Source organism: Ruegeria sp. YKSF131, assembly GCF_059612645.1.
The window spans coordinates 98,517-115,283 of the sequence record NZ_JBXWQZ010000004.1; the positions used below are offsets into that span (position 1 = coordinate 98,517).

Here is a 16,767-nt window from a genome sequence, read left to right on the forward strand (position 1 = left end):
CCGTGTGTTTGGCGCAATTATGCACGGCAAGGTGTGATCCGCTATGGTATTCGTGCGCACGGGGAATATGTATGCCGCATGACACTGACCATTCCATTCGATAACTCATATGCCCGCCTGCCGGACGCGTTTTTTGCACGACAGAATCCGGTGCCTGTACGCGCGCCCAAGTTGATCGCGTTCAATGATGATCTGGCACGGCTGTTGCAGGTCCATCCGGGCGACGTGCAAGAGATGGCGGAAGCCTTTGCAGGTAATCGCATCCCCGATGGTGCGGACCCCATCGCGCAGCTTTATTCCGGGCATCAGTTTGGCCAGTACAATCCGCAGCTTGGGGACGGACGCGCGGTGCTGTTGGGCGAAACTGTCGGAACGGATGGCGTGCGGCGGGATGTTCAGCTGAAAGGCTCGGGCCCGACGCCGTTTTCGCGTCGAGGCGACGGCAGGGCTTGGCTGGGTCCGGTTCTGCGCGAATACGTGGTATCCGAGGCGATGCACGCGCTGGGCATTCCCACAACACGCGCGCTGGCGGCGGTAGAGACGGGTGAAACCGTGTTCCGGGAGGGTCCGATGCCCGGTGCGGTGCTAACCCGGGTTGCAACCAGCCATCTACGGGTAGGCACCTTTCAGGTCTTTGCAGCGCGGGGGCAGTTGGACAATCTGCGGCGCCTGACAGACTACGCAATCGCGCGCCACTATCCCGGGGCCGAAGGGCCAATGGACCTGTTGCGGGCCGTTCGGGATGCGCAGGCCCACCTGATCGCTCAGTGGATGAGCGTGGGTTTCATCCATGGGGTCATGAACACCGACAATTGCTCGATTACAGGTGAGACCATCGATTATGGCCCCTGTGCCTTCATGGATGTTTATCACCCCAATACGGTCTACAGTTCGATAGATCGGATGGGCCGTTATGCCTATGCCAACCAGCCAGATATTGCCGTCTGGAATCTGGCGCAGCTGGCAACCTCTCTGATTCAGCAGATGGACGACAAGGACGCCGCTGTTGAGCAGGCGACCGAGATCGTGCATGCCATGCCGGACCTGCTGCAACAGAACTGGTTGACCCGGTTCCGGGCAAAGATCGGACTGACGACCGCTGAAGAAGGCGATCAGGCGCTGATCACCGATCTTCTGAAACGTATGGCCGAGGGGCAGGCTGATTTCACCAACACCTTCCGTGCGCTGGGTGGAGAAACCGCGCGCGATCAGTTTGTCGATCCACAGGCCTTTGACAGTTGGGCAGAAGGCTGGCGTGCACGTTTGGCGCGTGAGGCCTCGCCGCATGAAGTGATGACCGCAGCGAACCCTGCCTATATTCCGCGCAATCACCGTGTCGAGCAGATGATCCAATCAGCGGTGGCGGGGGATTACCAGCCGTTCCATCGGCTGAACGCTGTCCTCGCGCGGCCTTACGACGATCAGGCAGATGCGGAGGATCTCAAACGGCCCCCGGCTGATAACGAGGTCGTGCACGCCACGTTCTGCGGTACGTGACGGTCAAACATCTCTGGTAGTCTCTCGGTGCGGTACGGTTTCGCTGGGAGGGGTGAATGAATTTGCCCGTTCAAGATCGGTGTCGGATGCGCTGAAACTGCTGTATCTCCGTCCTGCCGCACCTGGATGATATGAGGGGAAACCCATCTGTTTCCAGCCACGCCACGTGCCGGGTTTTTAGGCGATATATTGTGCCGAGGCGACTTCCCCGGTCGCCGTTGTTGAGAAGTGAAACTGAAGGGTTGCGTCCGGCGACAGGCGTGGCACTTTGGGTCAAGCCCACTGGTCAGGTCTATATGCAGTCATCTTCCACCCTTCGCATCGCAAGCTATAACATTCAGAAATGCCTCGGGCTGGATCTCCGGCGCCAGCCGCAGCGCATTTTGCAGGTCATCGAACATATGCAGGCCAATATCGTTGTGTTGCAGGAGGCCGACAAACGTCTGCCGCCGCGGCCGGCGGCCCTGCCGCATTTCATGCTGGATGAAGCGGGGTGGCAGATCGTCGATCTGGGTGGTGCCGGCAGTCTGGGCTGGCATGGCAATGCAGTGATCTGGCGTGGCGAGGGCCTTTCGGTCCGGCGAACCGGGCATCACGAACTGCCCGGGCTTGAACCGCGCGGCGCGGTCCGTGTCGAATTTGATACCCATATCGGGCCGTTGAGGGTGATGGGAATGCATCTGGGGCTGTTGCCTGCATCGCGACGTCAGCAGATCTCGCATATCAGGCGGTTTGATAAAGAGCTGGAGCAGATGCCGACTGTCTGGGCGGGGGATTTCAACGAATGGTCCCGACAGCCTGTTCTGGATCATCTGGCACCGGAAATGCGTTTTCTGCCCCCCAAGCCGAGTTTTCCCGCCGCGCAGCCGCTGGGCGCGCTGGATCGGATCGCGCTGGGCGCGGGCGTCAGGGCCACTGCGCATGGTGTCCATGACGCGCGCCCGGCACATATCGCATCGGATCATCTGCCGGTTTGGGCTGATTTGGCGCGCGTGGCTTAAGTTCACTGGAAAAGAAGAAATCCCTGTGGCGCAAATCGCACAGACATACTAAGACAGACACCCGAGCAATTCTGAGGGGCATCATGTCGGAAACGATTATTGGACGTTGTGAGGCCAAGGGTCTGCGCATGACCGGTCAAAGAAGGATCATCGCGCAGGTATTGGAACAAAGCGACGACCATCCGGATGTCGAAGAACTGTACGCGCGTGCTTCTGCCATCGACACAGGCATCTCGATTGCGACGGTGTATCGTACGGTCAAACTGTTCGAAGAGGCCGGAATTCTGGAACGTCTGGAGTTCGGCGATGGGCGGGCCCGTTACGAGGATGCCGAGCGTGATCACCACGATCACCTGATCGACATGCAGTCGGGGGAGGTTATCGAATTTGTCGACCCCGAGATCGAAGCCCTGCAGGAAAAGATCGCCGCCAAGCTTGGGTACAAGCTGAAAGGGCATCGGCTGGAACTGTATGGCGTGCCGCTCAAGCAGAAGTGATCCATCACAAATCACGAACGGCCCCAACACGTTAATTCATTGAATGTGTCGGGAATTGGCTTGCCAGATGCCGCTGGTTGCGGTTCATGTGCCCGCATACTGCACCCCAAGTACCCTTTTCCTACGGACGCGCGCATGAATAACGTAAACGGCATCCTTTTGCTGATCGGCTCGATGGCGGCCTTTTCTCTTGAGGATATGTTCATCAAGTTCCTGTCGGGCGCTGTGCCGACAGGTCAGATCATGGTGTGTCTGGGTGTGTTCTGCGGGCTTGTCTTTGCGGTGATGTCGGTGGTCACCCGCAAACGCATCTTCGATCCCGTGGCGTGGAAACTGCTGCCGATGGTACGTGCAGGGACAGAAGGATTCGGTGCCGTAACCTTTGTCACCGCGTTGTCGCTGATTGATCTGTCCACTGTCGCCGCCGTGTTTCAGGCCATGCCGCTTGCCGTGACCATGGGCGCGGCCCTGTTTCTGGGAGAGCAGGTCGGCTGGCGCCGCTGGAGCGCCATTGGTGTCGGCTTTATCGGTGTTCTGATGATCATTCGCCCCGGATTGGAAGGGTTTCAGCCAGACTCGCTGTTTGTCGTCCTGACCGTGTTTGCGATTGCGGCGCGTGATCTGATAACGCGCAAGCTGGATGCTCGGGTGGCCTCATCCGTTGTGGCGATGCAGGCGTATATCGCAGTGGCGCTGGCCGGGCTGCTGTTGATGGTCATTTCCGGAACACCCTTTGTGCCGGTGCAAAGCGGCCAGGCAGGGCCATATCTGGGCGCGATCGGTTTCGGCGTTTTGGGGTATTACGGCATCGTAACGGCCATGCGGGTTGGCGAGGCTTCGGCCATGATGCCATTCCGTTACACGCGTCTGGTGTTTTCGATCCTTGCCGGAATGTTGATGTTCGGTGAACGCCCTGACGCGCTGACAATGGCTGGGGCGAGCCTCATCATCGGATCTGGCCTGTATACCTTTATCCGCGAGCGACGTCTGGCGCGCAATCTGGTTCCGGCCTGATCCTGTTGGCGCAAACAGCAAACTGTTAGCCCTAAAGGTCGGTAAATATGCGTGTTAGCGATAACGGAACCGGTTTACTTTTGGCCGGTTGCTGCTATGACGCGTGCAACAGACTGCAGCCATAGGGACAGACCTCATGAGCACCATTATTGACATCCACGCGCGCGAAATTCTGGACAGCCGGGGCAACCCGACGGTCGAGGTCGACGTGATTCTGGAAGACGGCACCATGGGCCGCGCCGCCGTACCGTCCGGTGCGTCCACCGGCGCACATGAAGCCGTAGAAAAACGCGACGGCGACAAATCCCGCTATATGGGCAAAGGGGTTCTGGAAGCCGTGGCCGCCGTGAATGGTGAAATCGCCGAGGAACTGGTGGGCTTTGACGCGACAGAACAAGTGGCCATCGACCAGGCGATGATCGAACTGGACGGAACCAATAACAAAGGCCGTCTGGGCGCCAACGCCATTCTGGGTGTGTCGCTGGCCACCGCAAAGGCGGCAGCCGATTTCACGACGCAGCCCCTTTATCGTTACGTCGGTGGTACCTCAGCTCGCGTGCTGCCGGTACCGATGATGAACATCATCAATGGCGGCGAACACGCCGACAACCCGATCGACATTCAGGAATTCATGATCATGCCAACCTCGGCCGCGAATATCCGCGAGGCCGTGCGAATGGGGTCCGAAGTGTTCCATACGCTGAAGAAAGAACTGTCTTCCGCGGGGCTGGCCACGGGCGTGGGCGATGAGGGCGGTTTTGCCCCCAACATCGCCAGCACCCGCGAGGCGCTGGATTTCATCCTGAAATCCATCGAAAAGGCGGGCTACAAACCCGGCGAAGAAATCCACCTGGCCTTGGATTGCGCGGCGACCGAGTATTACAAGGATGGTAAATACGTTCTGGCGGGCGAGGGGATCACCCTGACACCCGAAGAAAACGCAGCCTATCTGGCGGCTCTGGTCAATGACTATCCAATCATCTCGATCGAAGACGGCATGTCCGAGGATGACTGGGACGGCTGGGAAGCCCTGACCGACGCCATCGGCGACAAGGTGCAGCTCGTGGGCGACGACCTGTTTGTGACCAATCCGGCGCGCTTGGCCGAAGGGATCAAGCGCGGCTGCGCGAACTCGATGCTGGTTAAGGTGAACCAGATCGGATCGCTGACCGAAACCCTGCGCGCCGTCGATATGGCGCACCGTGCGCGTTATACCAACGTGATGTCGCACCGTTCGGGCGAGACCGAGGATGCCACTATTGCCGATCTGGCGGTGGCGACTAATTGCGGTCAGATCAAAACCGGCTCGCTGGCGCGGTCGGATCGGTTGGCCAAATACAACCAGTTGATCCGCATTGAGGAATCGCTGGGCGAGGTTGCGGAATACGCAGGCGCGTCGATCCTTCGCAAATAACGCGCTTGGCGCTAGGCTGGCCCCTGGTTTTAATCCGGGGGTCGCGTTGTGCTGAACATCATCGAACCGGAAACGCCGGACCAGATTGAAGCGGTTCGGCGTTTGTGTTGGGATTACAGGGATTTCCTGCTGGCACTGGATGAAAGAACCGCCCAGATTGTGCAGGCTTTCTACCCAAGCGAAAAATACGCCCGCGTGATGGACAACATCGACACGGAACACACACCGCCGACCGGTGGGATCAAACTGGCATTGCTGCATGGGGAACCGGTCGGCTGCGGTATGTTTCACACGTACGAACCCGGTGTAGCTGAAATCAAACGTGTATTTGTAACTGACGCAGCAAGGGGGACCGGAGCAGGCCGTGCCATCATGCTTTCGCTGATCGAAATGTGCCGAGATATTGGGTTCGACTATATTCGAATGGACACCGGCAAACCCCTGGAAGCGGCGACTCGGTTATACCTGTCTTTGGGCTTTCACTTGCGCGACGCCTATTACGAAACTCCTGAAATCGCACGCGACCACCTGCTTTTTTTGAGATGCCGCTATTTGAGAATGGCACCCTCAGGCCAGAGAAAAGTTAAATTTTTCAGGGACATGTTCGTTTGCGGTTGAGGTGTTTGATAAAAAAAATGTGGCTTATCTATTCTTATGTGTGAACTTGTTACTTATCACGCCCGCACAGAATGCCGTAGTTTGTCTTCATTGCAGAAAGGAGACTACGATGTCTGTATCCAAATTCCTTCTGATAATCGTCACAGCGTCCATCACAGTATTGTCCGCCTGCGCGGGTCCGGGAACGTATCCGATAACCGGAGAAGAGGTTTCGTCGAATGACCCGGTTCAGCATATGAATCCGGCAAATATCTTCCGCGGCGAGTCGCGCTAAAGTACCTTGCTCATCAGCATATACCTGTCGCGTTGTCTAAACCCGGTACGCAGATAGAGCTTATGGGCAGATTCATTGTTTCGGTCGACTTCCAGATGAAGAGCCATCAGGCCTGCCCCGGCAAGAGCTTTGGGCAGATCCAAAAGAACCTCGGTGGCAATGCCGCGGCCCCGAACGGCGGGGCGTATATAGATTTCGTCCACGAAACCGTCCATGCCGCCAAACTCGACTGACCAGCCAAAGGTCAGGATGATATATCCCAAAGGCGCGCGCCCGGGCCCAATCAGATAGACACAGCCATGAGGGATACCATCCAGCATGGGGGCGAGGGCATTGCGTGTCTTGTCGGCGTCCTGTGTCAGCCCGGCCTCGGTATGAAAGGCGGTGACCAGCGTCATCAGGCGATCCAGATCGTCGGGACGCGCTAGGCGGAGGGCAGCGCTCATAATCTGGCCAGCCTTTCTGTCAGCAAGGTGAAAAAGCCGTCGGCGTCGATTTCCCCCATGAACAACGCATTTGGTGCGCGGTTGGTGACACCCCACCAATCCGCAACGGTCATGCCCAAGGTCAGGTCGGACCCTGTTTCAATCTCGACATTCACGCGGCGGCCCGAAAACAGCTCGGGGCGGATCAGATAGGCGGTGACGCAAGGGTCGTGCAGGGGAGCGCCCGCGCTGCCGTATTTCTCTTTGTCGAAGCGTTCAAAGAAATCCGTCATCTCGGCCACGGCATGCCCAACCTTGCTGTCCAATGCGCGGAACGCGTCGTTTCGCGGTTTGGTCACCAGCGCTTTGTGCGTGATATCCAATGGCATGACAACAATCGGTATTCCGGATTTAAAAACGATATCAGCAGCTTCTGGGTCGACATAGATGTTGAATTCAGCAGTGGGGGTGATGTTGCCGACTTCGAAATACGCCCCACCCATCAAGACGATTTCCTGCACGTGGTCGATGATATCGGGGGCCTTGCGAAACGCAGTCGCGACGTTTGTAAGCGGACCCAGTGGACAAAGGGTCACGGTCCCCGGCTCTTCAGCACGCAGGGTGTCGATGATGAAATCCACAGCGTGACCTTTGGCCAGGGGCATCTGCGGATCCGGCAGGACCGGGCCATCCAGCCCGGTTTTCCCGTGCACATGTTCTGCGGTGACAAGCGGACGGTTCAGCGGTTTGTCGCAGCCCGCATAAACCGGCACATCCGTACGTCCGGCCAATTCACAAACGATTCGGGCGTTCTTGGCTGTAAGGGCGAGCGGGACGTTACCCGCGACGGCCGTAATACCCAGAACCTCGATCTCGTCCGGGCTGGCCAGCGCCAGCAGGATGGCGACGGCGTCGTCCTGTCCGGGATCGGTGTCGATGATGATCTTGCGAGGGGGCATAGGCGTCTCCGGGGGTCGTGAAGGTGGGACACTCGCAAGTGTCGGATCGCTTGTCTACCCGTTTCTGGTTGCGGCCAGTGTATCCACCGGCGGGAGTTTGCCATTCGCGCGATGCTCTTCCGTTTTAACTTCGTCCCACAGCGCATCCATCTCGGCCAGATCGCTTTGCGAGGGGGTCTTGCCCCGTTCGGCCAGCCGGGCTTCGACCTTTTCAAAGCGACGGGTGAACTTGGCATTGGTGCGACGCAGGGCGGCTTCGGGTTCGATGCCAAGATGACGACCCAGATTGACCATCACGAACAGCAGATCGCCGAATTCGTCTTCCAGCGCGTCAGCATCCATTTGGTCACGCGCCTCTTCCAGTTCGGCGGCTTCTTCGGTGATCTTGGCCAGCACATGGCTTGCGTCAGGCCAGTCGAACCCCACCCGAGCGGCACGTTTTTGGAGCTTATGCGCGCGCAGCAGTGCGGGCAGGTTTGCGGCCACACCGTCCAGCGCACCTTTCTGTTCCTTGCCCGCCCGCTCGGCGGCTTTGATGGCCTCCCAATCTTTGATTTGCTGGTTAGCCGACTTGTCGCGGGATTCATCGCCAAACACATGCGGATGGCGGCTGACCATCTTGTCCGACATGGTGCGCACTACGTCCTGAAAGGTGAAATGTCCTGCTTCTTCTGCCATTTGGGCGTGAAACACGGATTGAAACAGTAAATCCCCCAGTTCGCCCTTAAGCTCGTCAAAGGCTTCGCGTTCGATGGCGTCCGCGACCTCATAGGCCTCTTCGATCGTATAGGGGGCGATGGTCGCGAAATCCTGTTCGATATCCCACGGGCAGCCGGATTGCGGATCGCGCAGGCGGCGCATGATTTCCAGCAGCCGTTCGATACCTGCATCGCTGTCATGGATCAGAGGATTTTCAGCCATTGCGAACCCTTTCATTCCGGTGTCAGATGCATCCATTCCGCAGTCCCGATCAGGAGTCCACCCCAGATGCCCGTCGTCAACCGAATTGCCGATTTCTCTGCCGACATGACCAGATGGCGCCAGTATCTGCATACCATCCCAGAGTTGGAATTCGAATGCCATGAAACTGCGGCCTTTGTGGCGGAACGTCTGCGTGAGTTCGGGGTCGATGAGTTGCATGAGGGGCTCGCAAAGACCGGGATGGTCGCGATCATAAACGGGCAGGGCGACGGGCCGACGATTGGCCTGCGCGCCGATATGGATGCGTTGCCAATTACCGAAGAAACAGGCGTTGACTACGCCTCTCAGAACCCCGGAAAGATGCATGCCTGCGGTCATGACGGGCATACCACGATGTTACTGGGCGCGGCCCGTTATCTGGCCGAGACGCGAAATTTCAGCGGTCGCGTGGCGCTGATCTTTCAACCCGCCGAGGAAGATGGCGGTGGTGCTGGCGTGATGGTCGAAGAAGGCATCATGGACCGTTTCGACATCTCGCAGGTCTACGCGCTGCACAACGCGCCGGGATTTGCCGAAGGGACATTCTATACCACGCCAGGGCCGATCATGGCGGCTGTCGATACGTTCGAAGTGCATATTCAGGGTGTCGGCGGCCACGGTGCGATGCCGCATGAAACCCGTGATCCGGTTATGGCGGCCTGTGGGATTGCGCAGGCCATTCAGACCATTGTCAGTCGCAACCACTATGCGCTGGATGATCTTGTCGTTTCGGTCACGCAAATTCACACAGGCACGGTCAACAACGTGATCCCGGATACGGCCTATATCAACGGCACCGTTCGAACATTCGATCCGAACGTGCAGCAGATGGTGATGCGACGCATGGCCGAGATTGTCGAGGGGCAGGCCAAATCCTATGGGGTCGAGGCGCGTTTGGAATACAATGTCGATTACCCTGCCACCATCAATGATGCCGAAAAGGCGGGTTTTGCGACCGAGGTGGCGCGAGAAATATCCGGAGATGACCGGGTCACCGGCAATACCGGGCGCGAGATGGGGGCCGAGGATTTCTCGTACATGCTGCAAAAGCGCCCCGGTGCTTATCTGTTCCTCGGGCAGGGTGAAGGCGCGGGGCTGCATCATCCGAAATACAACTTTAACGACGAAATCGCACCGGTGGGCGCGTCGTTTTTCGCGCGAATCGTGGAAAAAGCGCAGCCGTTGAGCTGATAAAGGTTCGGGAAAGGGACTACGGAAGACATGGCACTGGAAGACGCAAGAAACCAAGTGGATGAGGCATTCACCAATCCGGACCTCAAGGGGTTGTCTTATGAAAATACGTTCGGCGGCGCGACGTCTTTTCTTCGGCGGCTTTACACCAAGAACCTGAAGGGTGTGGACATCGCCGTAACCGGCGTGCCGTTTGATCAGGCGGTTACGAACCGGCCCGGCACGCGCCTTGGCCCTAGGGCGATCCGAGAGGCCAGTGCGCTTCAGTCGCCTGATGCGCCCTATGGCTGGCCCTTTGATGCGCTGAGTGAACTGGCGATCGTGGACTATGGCGATATGGCTTATGATTATGCCAATATACCGGCCTTTCCCGACACGCTGACCGACCACATCCGGACCATTCTGACCGCTGACGTAGCGTCGGTCGCGTTGGGTGGCGACCACTATATCAGCTTTCCGATCCTCAAGGCTTATGCCGAGAAATTCGGGCCAATGTCCCTGCTGCAATTCGATGCGCATACCGACACATGGGTCGATGACGATATGTCCCGCGTGGATCACGGGACAATGTTCTACAAGGCTGTAAAGTCGGGCATTGTCGATCCGAAACGCTCGGTCCAGGTGGGTATTCGCACGACGAATGAGGATACGCTGGGCGTGAACATCATCGATGCGCGTGAGGTTTATGAATCGGGACCTGCTGCCGTGGCGCAAAAGATCAAAGACATTCTTGGTGACAGCCCCGTTTACCTCAGCTTCGACATTGACGGTCTTGACCCGGCCTTTGCCCCTGGTACGGGCACGCCGGTCTGGGGTGGGTTAAGCTCGATTCAGGCGCAAATCATCCTGCGCGACATTGCCGGGATCAATATCAAGGGCGGGGACGTGGTCGAAGTATCGCCGCCCTTTGACACCTCAGGTGCGACAGCGATTGCTGGGGCTCATGTGGCGACGCAGATCATTTGCCTGTTGGGGTGGAACAAGCTGGAAAAAGCAGAAGGGTAAACCCGCATGGGTTCACGTTAACCAACAGTTAGCCATGCTTAAGGTATGTGCTGGATCACAAGACGAACAGGGGCGGGGCTATTACGCGCATGACCGAATTCAACCGACCAATTAGCGGGAATGATCTGGCTCGGTTTTCCGGGCCGAACACATTCATGCGCCTGCCGCAGGCCTCCTCGCTTGAGGGGCTGGATGTGGCGGTGCTGGGGGTGCCGATGGATATCGGCACGTCGTGGCGGTCGGGCACGCGCTTTGGCCCCAAGCAAATCCGCGGCGAAAGCGCGATGATCCGGCCCTATAACATGGCCACCAGAGCGGCCCCGTTCGACAGTTTGCAGATAGCCGATATTGGGGATCTGGCGATCAACACCTTCTCGCTGGCAGACAGCCTCAGGATCATCAAGGAAAGCTATGACGCCATATTGGCGAAAGGCGTGATCCCGGTGGCCATGGGGGGCGATCATTCGATCACCCTGCCGATCCTGCGAGCCATCAAGGCAAAACACGGGCCCGTGGCGCTGGTGCATGTGGACGCCCATGCCGATGTGAATGACGAGATGTTCGGTGAGCGTGAAACCCACGGTACCGTCTTCCGCCGCGCCTATGAAGAGGGGCTGATTGTTCCCGACAAGACGTTCCAGATCGGCATTCGGGGCTCGGGCTATGCCGCTTCGGACTTCACCGAAGCCAAGGACTGGGGCTTCCGCCAGTTCCCGGCCTGGGAGCTGTGGCAGCAGAACCTGACCCAGATCGGATCGCAGGTTCGCAAGATCATCGGGGACCACCCGGTTTACATCTCGTATGACATCGACAGCCTTGATCCCGCGTTTGCTCCGGGCACCGGCACGCCGGAAATCGCAGGTCTGACGACACCGCAAGCGCTGCAACTGATCCATGCCCTGCATGGGGTAAACGTGGTGGGATGTGATCTGGTTGAGGTTTCACCCCCTTATGATCCATCGGGCAACACTGCACTGACAGCAGCCAACCTGATCTACGAGATGCTGTGTATCCTGCCGGGTGTGACGTCGCGGTAAGACGCGGTGGAATGTCTTGCCGCCGGTTTTGTTCCGCTTAGGGTTCACCAAAAAGGATAGAACGGGATGAAAAAGGTGGCTTTGGGGGCAGTGATTGCGCTTGTGGTTGGGGCGGGCGGCTATGTCCGCCTGGCACCGTCCGACCCTACGCGGTGGCACGTTGCTTTTGTTGCAACCGAAAATCAGGATTTGCCCGGTGGTGTGGTGCGCGTTGTCGAAATCGGCTTCGACGGGTTGCAGCGTCTTGACGAGATTGCCCAAGCCACGTCGCGCACCACGGTTTTGGCAGGTTCGGTCAGTGAGGGTATGATCACCTATATCACCCGCACGAAATGGATCGGCTTTCCCGACTACACCACGGTTCAGCAGGATGGTGACACCCTGCGCATTCATGGGCGCCTGCGATTTGGCCGCAAGGATTTCGGGGTTAACAGAGCGCGAGTCGATGGGTGGTTGACTGCACTTCAATAGATTGAAATCAAGGGGAAAGTTCCTAAATTGGACGTATGAATGACTATGAACAAAAGTTCCATAATGCATTGGCTGAAATTGAGCAGGCCGGTATTAAGCAGCACATAAGAATTGATTCTGATCTTGAACGATTGAAAGCACTTGGCTTTGAACCAAGACCCTTTCTGTATTGGGCATCGCCGTTAACCAATGTTGCTGTGTTTGTCTTGCTGACCTTGATAATTGCTTCGGTTCAGGCCGGGGTAACTGTCATACTTGGTGAGAACTTTTGCCTTCCCAATATATTTGGCTTTGCAGCGTTGGCCGCCGTACCACTTACTTTGCTAACAGTCGCACTCAGACTGTTCCAACGCAGGGCATACAATTTGAGCAAGTGGGAAGACTTGTAGCGCTCAGAGAGCGTTGTCACCATCTGGCGGTGTATCCAAATTTGGCCAGTCCGAGTGTAACCCAGACGACAAACACCCCTCCTGAACCTCACGCCACATGGGAACGTTCAGGGACATCTGGCATTGCGCCGTGAACATGCGTCCGTCGACCTGGAGGCAGATCATCTCACCCAGTTCGATGCGAGACCCGGATGTGTCAGTGCAATAACAATCCCGCGTCTTGCCATCAGGGCCGATGTAATCGGCGAATGCAGGCGTCGTTGTCAGCAGCAGAGTAATTAAAACCCGTTTCATGGCCGCAAGCTTAGCATGACGTTGCCCTTGACCAAAGCCCCCGGATGAGAGACACCGCCGGGATGATCCCCGAAGAACGTCTTGAACAGATCACCCAGCGTTTCCAGTACCTCGAGGCAGCCATGGCCGATGGCGCGTCGGGTGGTGACATAGCGGCGCTGGCCAAAGAATATTCCGACCTCAAGCCTGTCGTCGATCAGATCATGGCCTGGCGACAGCTGGTGGGAGATCTGGCCGAGGCGCAGGCGATGCTGACTGACCCGGACATGAAAGAGCTTGCCGAGGAGGAGATCCCCGAGTTGCAGGCCCGCATCCCCAAGGCGGAAATCGCGCTCCAACTGGCATTGTTGCCAAAGGACGCGGCGGATGCCCGTCCGGCGATGCTGGAAATCCGCCCCGGCACCGGCGGGGACGAGGCCGCTTTGTTCGCAAGCGACCTGTTGCGCATGTATCAGCGTTACGCCGAGGCGCGTGGCTGGAAATTCGAGATTATCGAAGAACAGGCCTCGGATCTGGGCGGCATCAAGGAAGTGGTCGCCCATATCAAAGGCGACAATGTCTTTGCGCGCCTGAAGTACGAATCCGGCGTCCATCGGGTGCAACGCGTGCCCGAAACCGAAAGCGGGGGGCGCATTCACACCTCGGCGGCGACAGTGGCGGTTCTGCCCGAGGCCGAGGATGTAGACATCCAGATAGACGCCAATGATATCCGAATCGATACGATGCGAAGCTCGGGCGCGGGCGGACAGCACGTGAACACGACCGACTCGGCAGTGCGGATCACGCATCTTCCGACGGGATTGGTGGTGACGAGTTCCGAGAAGTCCCAGCATCGCAACCGCGAGATCGCCATGCAGGTTCTGAAGACGCGCTTATATGATCTGGAACGGCAGCGGATTGACAGCGAACGCTCGGCAGATCGCGCCAGTCAGGTGGGCTCGGGGGATCGCTCGGAACGCATTCGTACTTATAACTTCCCGCAGGGGCGCATGACCGACCATCGGATCAACCTGACGCTATATAAGCTGGATCAGGTGATGCAGGGCGATCTGGACGAGGTGATTGATGCGCTGACGGCAGACGATCAGGCCCGGCTGATGGCCGAGATGGCACAATGACGGGTCTGCAAACAGCGGCACAGGCCATGGTAGCAGCGACAGCGCGCCTGCGTGCGGCCGGTGTGGACGATCCGGCGCGCGACGCGCGTCTGTTGCTGGCCCACGCTGCACGGATTGAAGCCAGCCGGGTGACACTGATTGCCCCGGAAGAATTGCAGCCCGAAATCGCCGAGCGTTATGACCAGCTGATCTCCTTGCGTGCCGTTCGGGTTCCGGTGTCGCATCTGTTAGGTGAGCGGGAGTTTTATGGCCGCAGGTTTCGCGTCAGCCGGGATGTCCTTGATCCGCGCCCGGAAACAGAAACCCTTATCGAAGCGGCGTTGAGCGAACCATTTGATCATGTCCTCGACCTGGGGCTGGGCTCGGGGTGTATCCTGATAACCCTTCTGGCCGAACGCAGCAGTTCCACGGGCGTGGGTGTCGATCTGAGCGAAGCCGCCTGCCTGCAAGCCAGTGCCAATGCGGTTCAGCATCAGGTAGAGGCGCGGATTGAGATTCTTCGATCAAACTGGTTTGAAGACATTAATGGTCAATTCGACCTGATTGTTTCCAACCCTCCGTATATCTCAGTGTCTGAGATGGAAGAGCTGTCGCCCGAAGTGCGCGAGCATGAGCCGCGCATGGCTCTGACGGATGAGGGGGACGGGTTGGGAGCGTATCGTCGGATCGCGGCTGCGACCCCGGATTTTCTGTTGCCGGGCGGGCGAATTCTTGTCGAAATCGGTCAGACGCAGGCGGCAAAAGTATCAGCCCTGTTCGACGCTGCCGGGTTGGTGGATGTTCGGATTATCCCTGATCTGGACGGTCGCGACCGCGTTGTCGGCGCAAGAATGCCGGGTTGAGTGGCGGGTTTGCGGCAAAAAACGCCAACCCGAACAAAAAAGCTTGTGAAAACTCGAGATTCCTCTTGTCTGCGCCGTCAGGACATGTTTACTCAGGATTAGTCGGCGAGGTTGACGCTGTTGCAGCGCACCCCTGACGCCAAGCCCAAAAAGTCGACTTCCCGTCACGGCAAACGCCTTAGAGCAGTGCAAAACACGGGTTGAGCGACAGCGCATTGATAAGGCTGACGTAAAGTAAGATGAGATCTTCCAAACCCCGTTCGCGGGCCAAGAATAACCGCAATCGTCCTTCTGGCGGCAACGTCGTAAACCGGGTTTTTGACAGCTCGGGTCCCGAAGGCAAGGTTCGTGGCACGCCGCAGCAGATTATTGACAAGTACAACCAGTTGGCACGTGACGCTCAGCTGTCGAATGACCGCGTGGCGGCAGAAAACTTCCAGCAACACGCGGAACATTATCTGCGGATGCTGAGCGAAGCGCAGCGCGAAATGGATGCGCGCCGTGAAGAGCAGGAGCGCCAGAACCGCGAACGCCAGGCTGAGCGCGATCGTGAACGTGCCGAACGTCAGGAACGCGAAGCGACCCGTCAGGCTGATCCGGCCGAAGCACCGCAGCCTGATTTGATGGACCTGTCTCAGCAAGTTTCAGAGCCCGATAGCGGCTTGGTAGAAACACCAGAAAACAAAGAAACCCCGGTAGCTGAGGCACCGGAAGAGGCACCGCTCAAAGAAAAACCCGCGCGTAAGCCGCGCACGCGGAAGCCCAAAGCTGCACCCGAGGCAAAAGAGGAAGCACCCGCCAACACCGGGGATGCTCCAGAGGCGGCTGAGTAAAGCTGACGCCCAATGAACCAAGCCCCGAGGTCAAACTCGGGGCTTTTTTGTTTGATCAGGTTTTCTTAACTTCGCGCGCCAAAGCGCAGAACGCTTCAAGCGGGATTTGTTCGGCACGGTCCGTGGGCTTGATACCAGCAGCCAGCAGACGGTCTTCGATATCCGGGGCAATGCCTTTGAGTGAGGCGCGCAGCATCTTGCGACGTTGGTTGAAGGCGGCGGCCACGATACGTGACAGGGTGGCGGCATCGGCGGGAAAGCGTGGTTCGGGCAGGGCGGTCAGGTGGACCACGGCGCTTGAAACCTTGGGCGGCGGGGTGAAGGCCCCGGGGGGAAGCGACATGGCGATACGAGCCTCTGCCCGCCATTGAGCGAGGATGGCAAGGCGTCCATAGGCCTTGCTGCCGGGTTGGGCGACGATACGCTCGGCCACTTCGCGTTGGAACATCAGCGTCAGGCTCTGCCAGAATGGGGGCCATTCGGGCGGTGTCAGCCAACGCACCAGCAGCTCGGTGCCGACATTGTAGGGCAGGTTGGCTGCGACGCGGATTGGCGGTGACAGGTATTCAAGCGGGTTTATTTCCAGGGCGTCGCCGTTGATCACCTCAAGCCGCCCCGGATACGCAGCCGCGATGTCGTTCAGGGCGGCAATGCACCGGGTGTCTTTTTCAACGGCCACGACCTTGCGCGCGCCTTCGGACAGCAGGCCCCGCGTCAACCCACCGGGACCGGGGCCGATTTCAAGCACATCGCATTCTGACAAATCGCCAGCCTGTCGGGCGATCTTAGCGGTCAGGTTCAGATCCAGCAGAAAGTTCTGCCCCAGCGATTTGCGCGCTGAAAGCTGGTGGGTTGCGATGACCTCGCGCAGAGGGGGAAGCGTGTCTATAGCGCTCATGATCGGAATACCTTGGCGCCTGTGAAAGGG

Annotated in this window: 20 protein-coding genes; 15 read left to right on the forward strand and 5 right to left on the reverse strand. The window is 58.3% G+C overall.

All coding sequences use genetic code 11. From position 1 onward, the window contains the following. The first annotated feature begins 78 nt into the window (after window positions 1–78). The 7 genes from AC2FLZ_RS02975 (at window position 79) to AC2FLZ_RS03005 (ending at window position 6,315) form a co-directional block, all read left to right on the forward strand. Window positions 79–1,497, forward strand: a complete 1,419-nt coding sequence (locus AC2FLZ_RS02975; RefSeq protein WP_496881727.1) for a protein adenylyltransferase SelO — start codon at window positions 79–81, stop codon at window positions 1,495–1,497. Between the two features lie 296 nt (window positions 1,498–1,793). After that, entirely contained in the window at window positions 1,794–2,498 is a 705-nt protein-coding gene (locus AC2FLZ_RS02980; RefSeq protein ID WP_480517762.1) for an endonuclease/exonuclease/phosphatase family protein, read from the forward strand. 83 nt (window positions 2,499–2,581) lie between these two features. Continuing rightward, window positions 2,582–2,995: a Fur family transcriptional regulator gene (locus AC2FLZ_RS02985; RefSeq protein WP_480473221.1), complete on the forward strand. Its 414-nt coding sequence runs from the start codon at window positions 2,582–2,584 to the stop codon at window positions 2,993–2,995. 135 nt (window positions 2,996–3,130) lie between these two features. Next, window positions 3,131–4,009 carry a DMT family transporter gene (locus AC2FLZ_RS02990; RefSeq protein ID WP_480473219.1) on the forward strand — a complete coding sequence of 293 codons (879 nt, stop codon included), beginning with the start codon at window positions 3,131–3,133 and terminating at the stop codon, window positions 4,007–4,009. 136 nt (window positions 4,010–4,145) lie between these two features. After that, a complete protein-coding gene (eno, locus tag AC2FLZ_RS02995; RefSeq protein WP_480517345.1) occupies window positions 4,146–5,423 on the forward strand; it encodes a phosphopyruvate hydratase in 1,278 nt (425 codons plus the stop codon). Window positions 5,424–5,471: 48 nt separating this feature from the next. Further along, window positions 5,472–6,041 (forward strand): GNAT family N-acetyltransferase, encoded by a 570-nt coding sequence (locus tag AC2FLZ_RS03000; protein WP_496881728.1) that lies wholly within the window; start codon window positions 5,472–5,474, stop codon window positions 6,039–6,041. 109 nt (window positions 6,042–6,150) lie between these two features. Further along, window positions 6,151–6,315 (forward strand): hypothetical protein, encoded by a 165-nt coding sequence (locus AC2FLZ_RS03005; protein ID WP_480517341.1) that lies wholly within the window; start codon window positions 6,151–6,153, stop codon window positions 6,313–6,315. On the opposite strand, the gene AC2FLZ_RS03010 is transcribed toward AC2FLZ_RS03005, so the two are convergent. From AC2FLZ_RS03010 to mazG, 3 genes are read right to left on the reverse strand one after another with little or no spacing between them, the layout of a single operon-like run. Further along, window positions 6,312–6,761: a GNAT family N-acetyltransferase gene (locus AC2FLZ_RS03010; protein WP_480517339.1), complete on the reverse strand. Its 450-nt coding sequence runs from the start codon at window positions 6,759–6,761 to the stop codon at window positions 6,312–6,314. The genes AC2FLZ_RS03005 and AC2FLZ_RS03010 overlap by 4 nt on opposite strands. After that, complete coding sequence (locus AC2FLZ_RS03015; protein WP_480517337.1) at window positions 6,758–7,699, reverse strand: nucleoside hydrolase; 942 nt, start codon at window positions 7,697–7,699, stop codon at window positions 6,758–6,760. Before AC2FLZ_RS03015 ends, AC2FLZ_RS03010 begins: the two co-directional genes overlap by 4 nt. Window positions 7,700–7,753: 54 nt before the next feature. Then, the gene (mazG, locus tag AC2FLZ_RS03020; protein ID WP_496714824.1) at window positions 7,754–8,620 is read right to left on the reverse strand and encodes a nucleoside triphosphate pyrophosphohydrolase; all 867 of its coding nucleotides are present in this window, start codon (window positions 8,618–8,620) and stop codon (window positions 7,754–7,756) included. Between the two features lie 66 nt (window positions 8,621–8,686). On the opposite strand from mazG, the gene AC2FLZ_RS03025 reads away from it, so the two are divergent. The 5 genes from AC2FLZ_RS03025 (at window position 8,687) to AC2FLZ_RS03045 (ending at window position 12,752) form a co-directional block, all read left to right on the forward strand. After that, window positions 8,687–9,850, forward strand: coding sequence for a M20 aminoacylase family protein (locus tag AC2FLZ_RS03025; protein WP_480473207.1), 1,164 nt, complete (start codon window positions 8,687–8,689; stop codon window positions 9,848–9,850). Window positions 9,851–9,880: 30 nt separating this feature from the next. Continuing rightward, window positions 9,881–10,855, forward strand: coding sequence for an agmatinase (gene speB / locus AC2FLZ_RS03030; protein WP_480473205.1), 975 nt, complete (start codon window positions 9,881–9,883; stop codon window positions 10,853–10,855). A gap of 89 nt (window positions 10,856–10,944) precedes the next feature. Beyond that, window positions 10,945–11,892, forward strand: a complete 948-nt coding sequence (gene speB / locus AC2FLZ_RS03035; RefSeq protein ID WP_480553722.1) for an agmatinase — start codon at window positions 10,945–10,947, stop codon at window positions 11,890–11,892. A gap of 66 nt (window positions 11,893–11,958) precedes the next feature. Then, window positions 11,959–12,363 carry a DUF1499 domain-containing protein gene (locus AC2FLZ_RS03040; protein ID WP_496881729.1) on the forward strand — a complete coding sequence of 135 codons (405 nt, stop codon included), beginning with the start codon at window positions 11,959–11,961 and terminating at the stop codon, window positions 12,361–12,363. 35 nt (window positions 12,364–12,398) lie between these two features. After that, entirely contained in the window at window positions 12,399–12,752 is a 354-nt protein-coding gene (locus tag AC2FLZ_RS03045; protein ID WP_480553721.1) for a DUF6404 family protein, read from the forward strand. 3 nt (window positions 12,753–12,755) lie between these two features. Here the strand turns inward: AC2FLZ_RS03045 and AC2FLZ_RS03050 are convergent, their stop codons facing one another. Further along, complete coding sequence (locus AC2FLZ_RS03050; protein WP_480473197.1) at window positions 12,756–13,046, reverse strand: hypothetical protein; 291 nt, start codon at window positions 13,044–13,046, stop codon at window positions 12,756–12,758. A 62-nt stretch (window positions 13,047–13,108) separates the two neighbouring features. Here AC2FLZ_RS03050 and prfA point away from each other — a divergent pair, with 62 nt between their 5' ends. The 3 genes from prfA to AC2FLZ_RS03065 all read left to right on the forward strand — a co-directional run bounded on the left by prfA (window position 13,109) and on the right by AC2FLZ_RS03065 (window position 15,839). Then, window positions 13,109–14,164 carry a peptide chain release factor 1 gene (gene prfA, locus AC2FLZ_RS03055; protein ID WP_496881735.1) on the forward strand — a complete coding sequence of 352 codons (1,056 nt, stop codon included), beginning with the start codon at window positions 13,109–13,111 and terminating at the stop codon, window positions 14,162–14,164. Next, window positions 14,161–15,006: a peptide chain release factor N(5)-glutamine methyltransferase gene (gene prmC / locus AC2FLZ_RS03060; RefSeq protein WP_480517327.1), complete on the forward strand. Its 846-nt coding sequence runs from the start codon at window positions 14,161–14,163 to the stop codon at window positions 15,004–15,006. The genes prfA and prmC overlap by 4 nt, the downstream gene beginning before the upstream one ends. A gap of 239 nt (window positions 15,007–15,245) precedes the next feature. Then, window positions 15,246–15,839: a DUF4167 domain-containing protein gene (locus AC2FLZ_RS03065; RefSeq protein ID WP_480473192.1), complete on the forward strand. Its 594-nt coding sequence runs from the start codon at window positions 15,246–15,248 to the stop codon at window positions 15,837–15,839. Window positions 15,840–15,894: 55 nt separating this feature from the next. On the opposite strand, the gene rsmA is transcribed toward AC2FLZ_RS03065, so the two are convergent. Then, complete coding sequence (gene rsmA, locus AC2FLZ_RS03070) at window positions 15,895–16,737, reverse strand: 16S rRNA (adenine(1518)-N(6)/adenine(1519)-N(6))-dimethyltransferase RsmA (protein WP_480473190.1); 843 nt, start codon at window positions 16,735–16,737, stop codon at window positions 15,895–15,897. Window positions 16,738–16,767 lie beyond the last annotated feature (30 nt).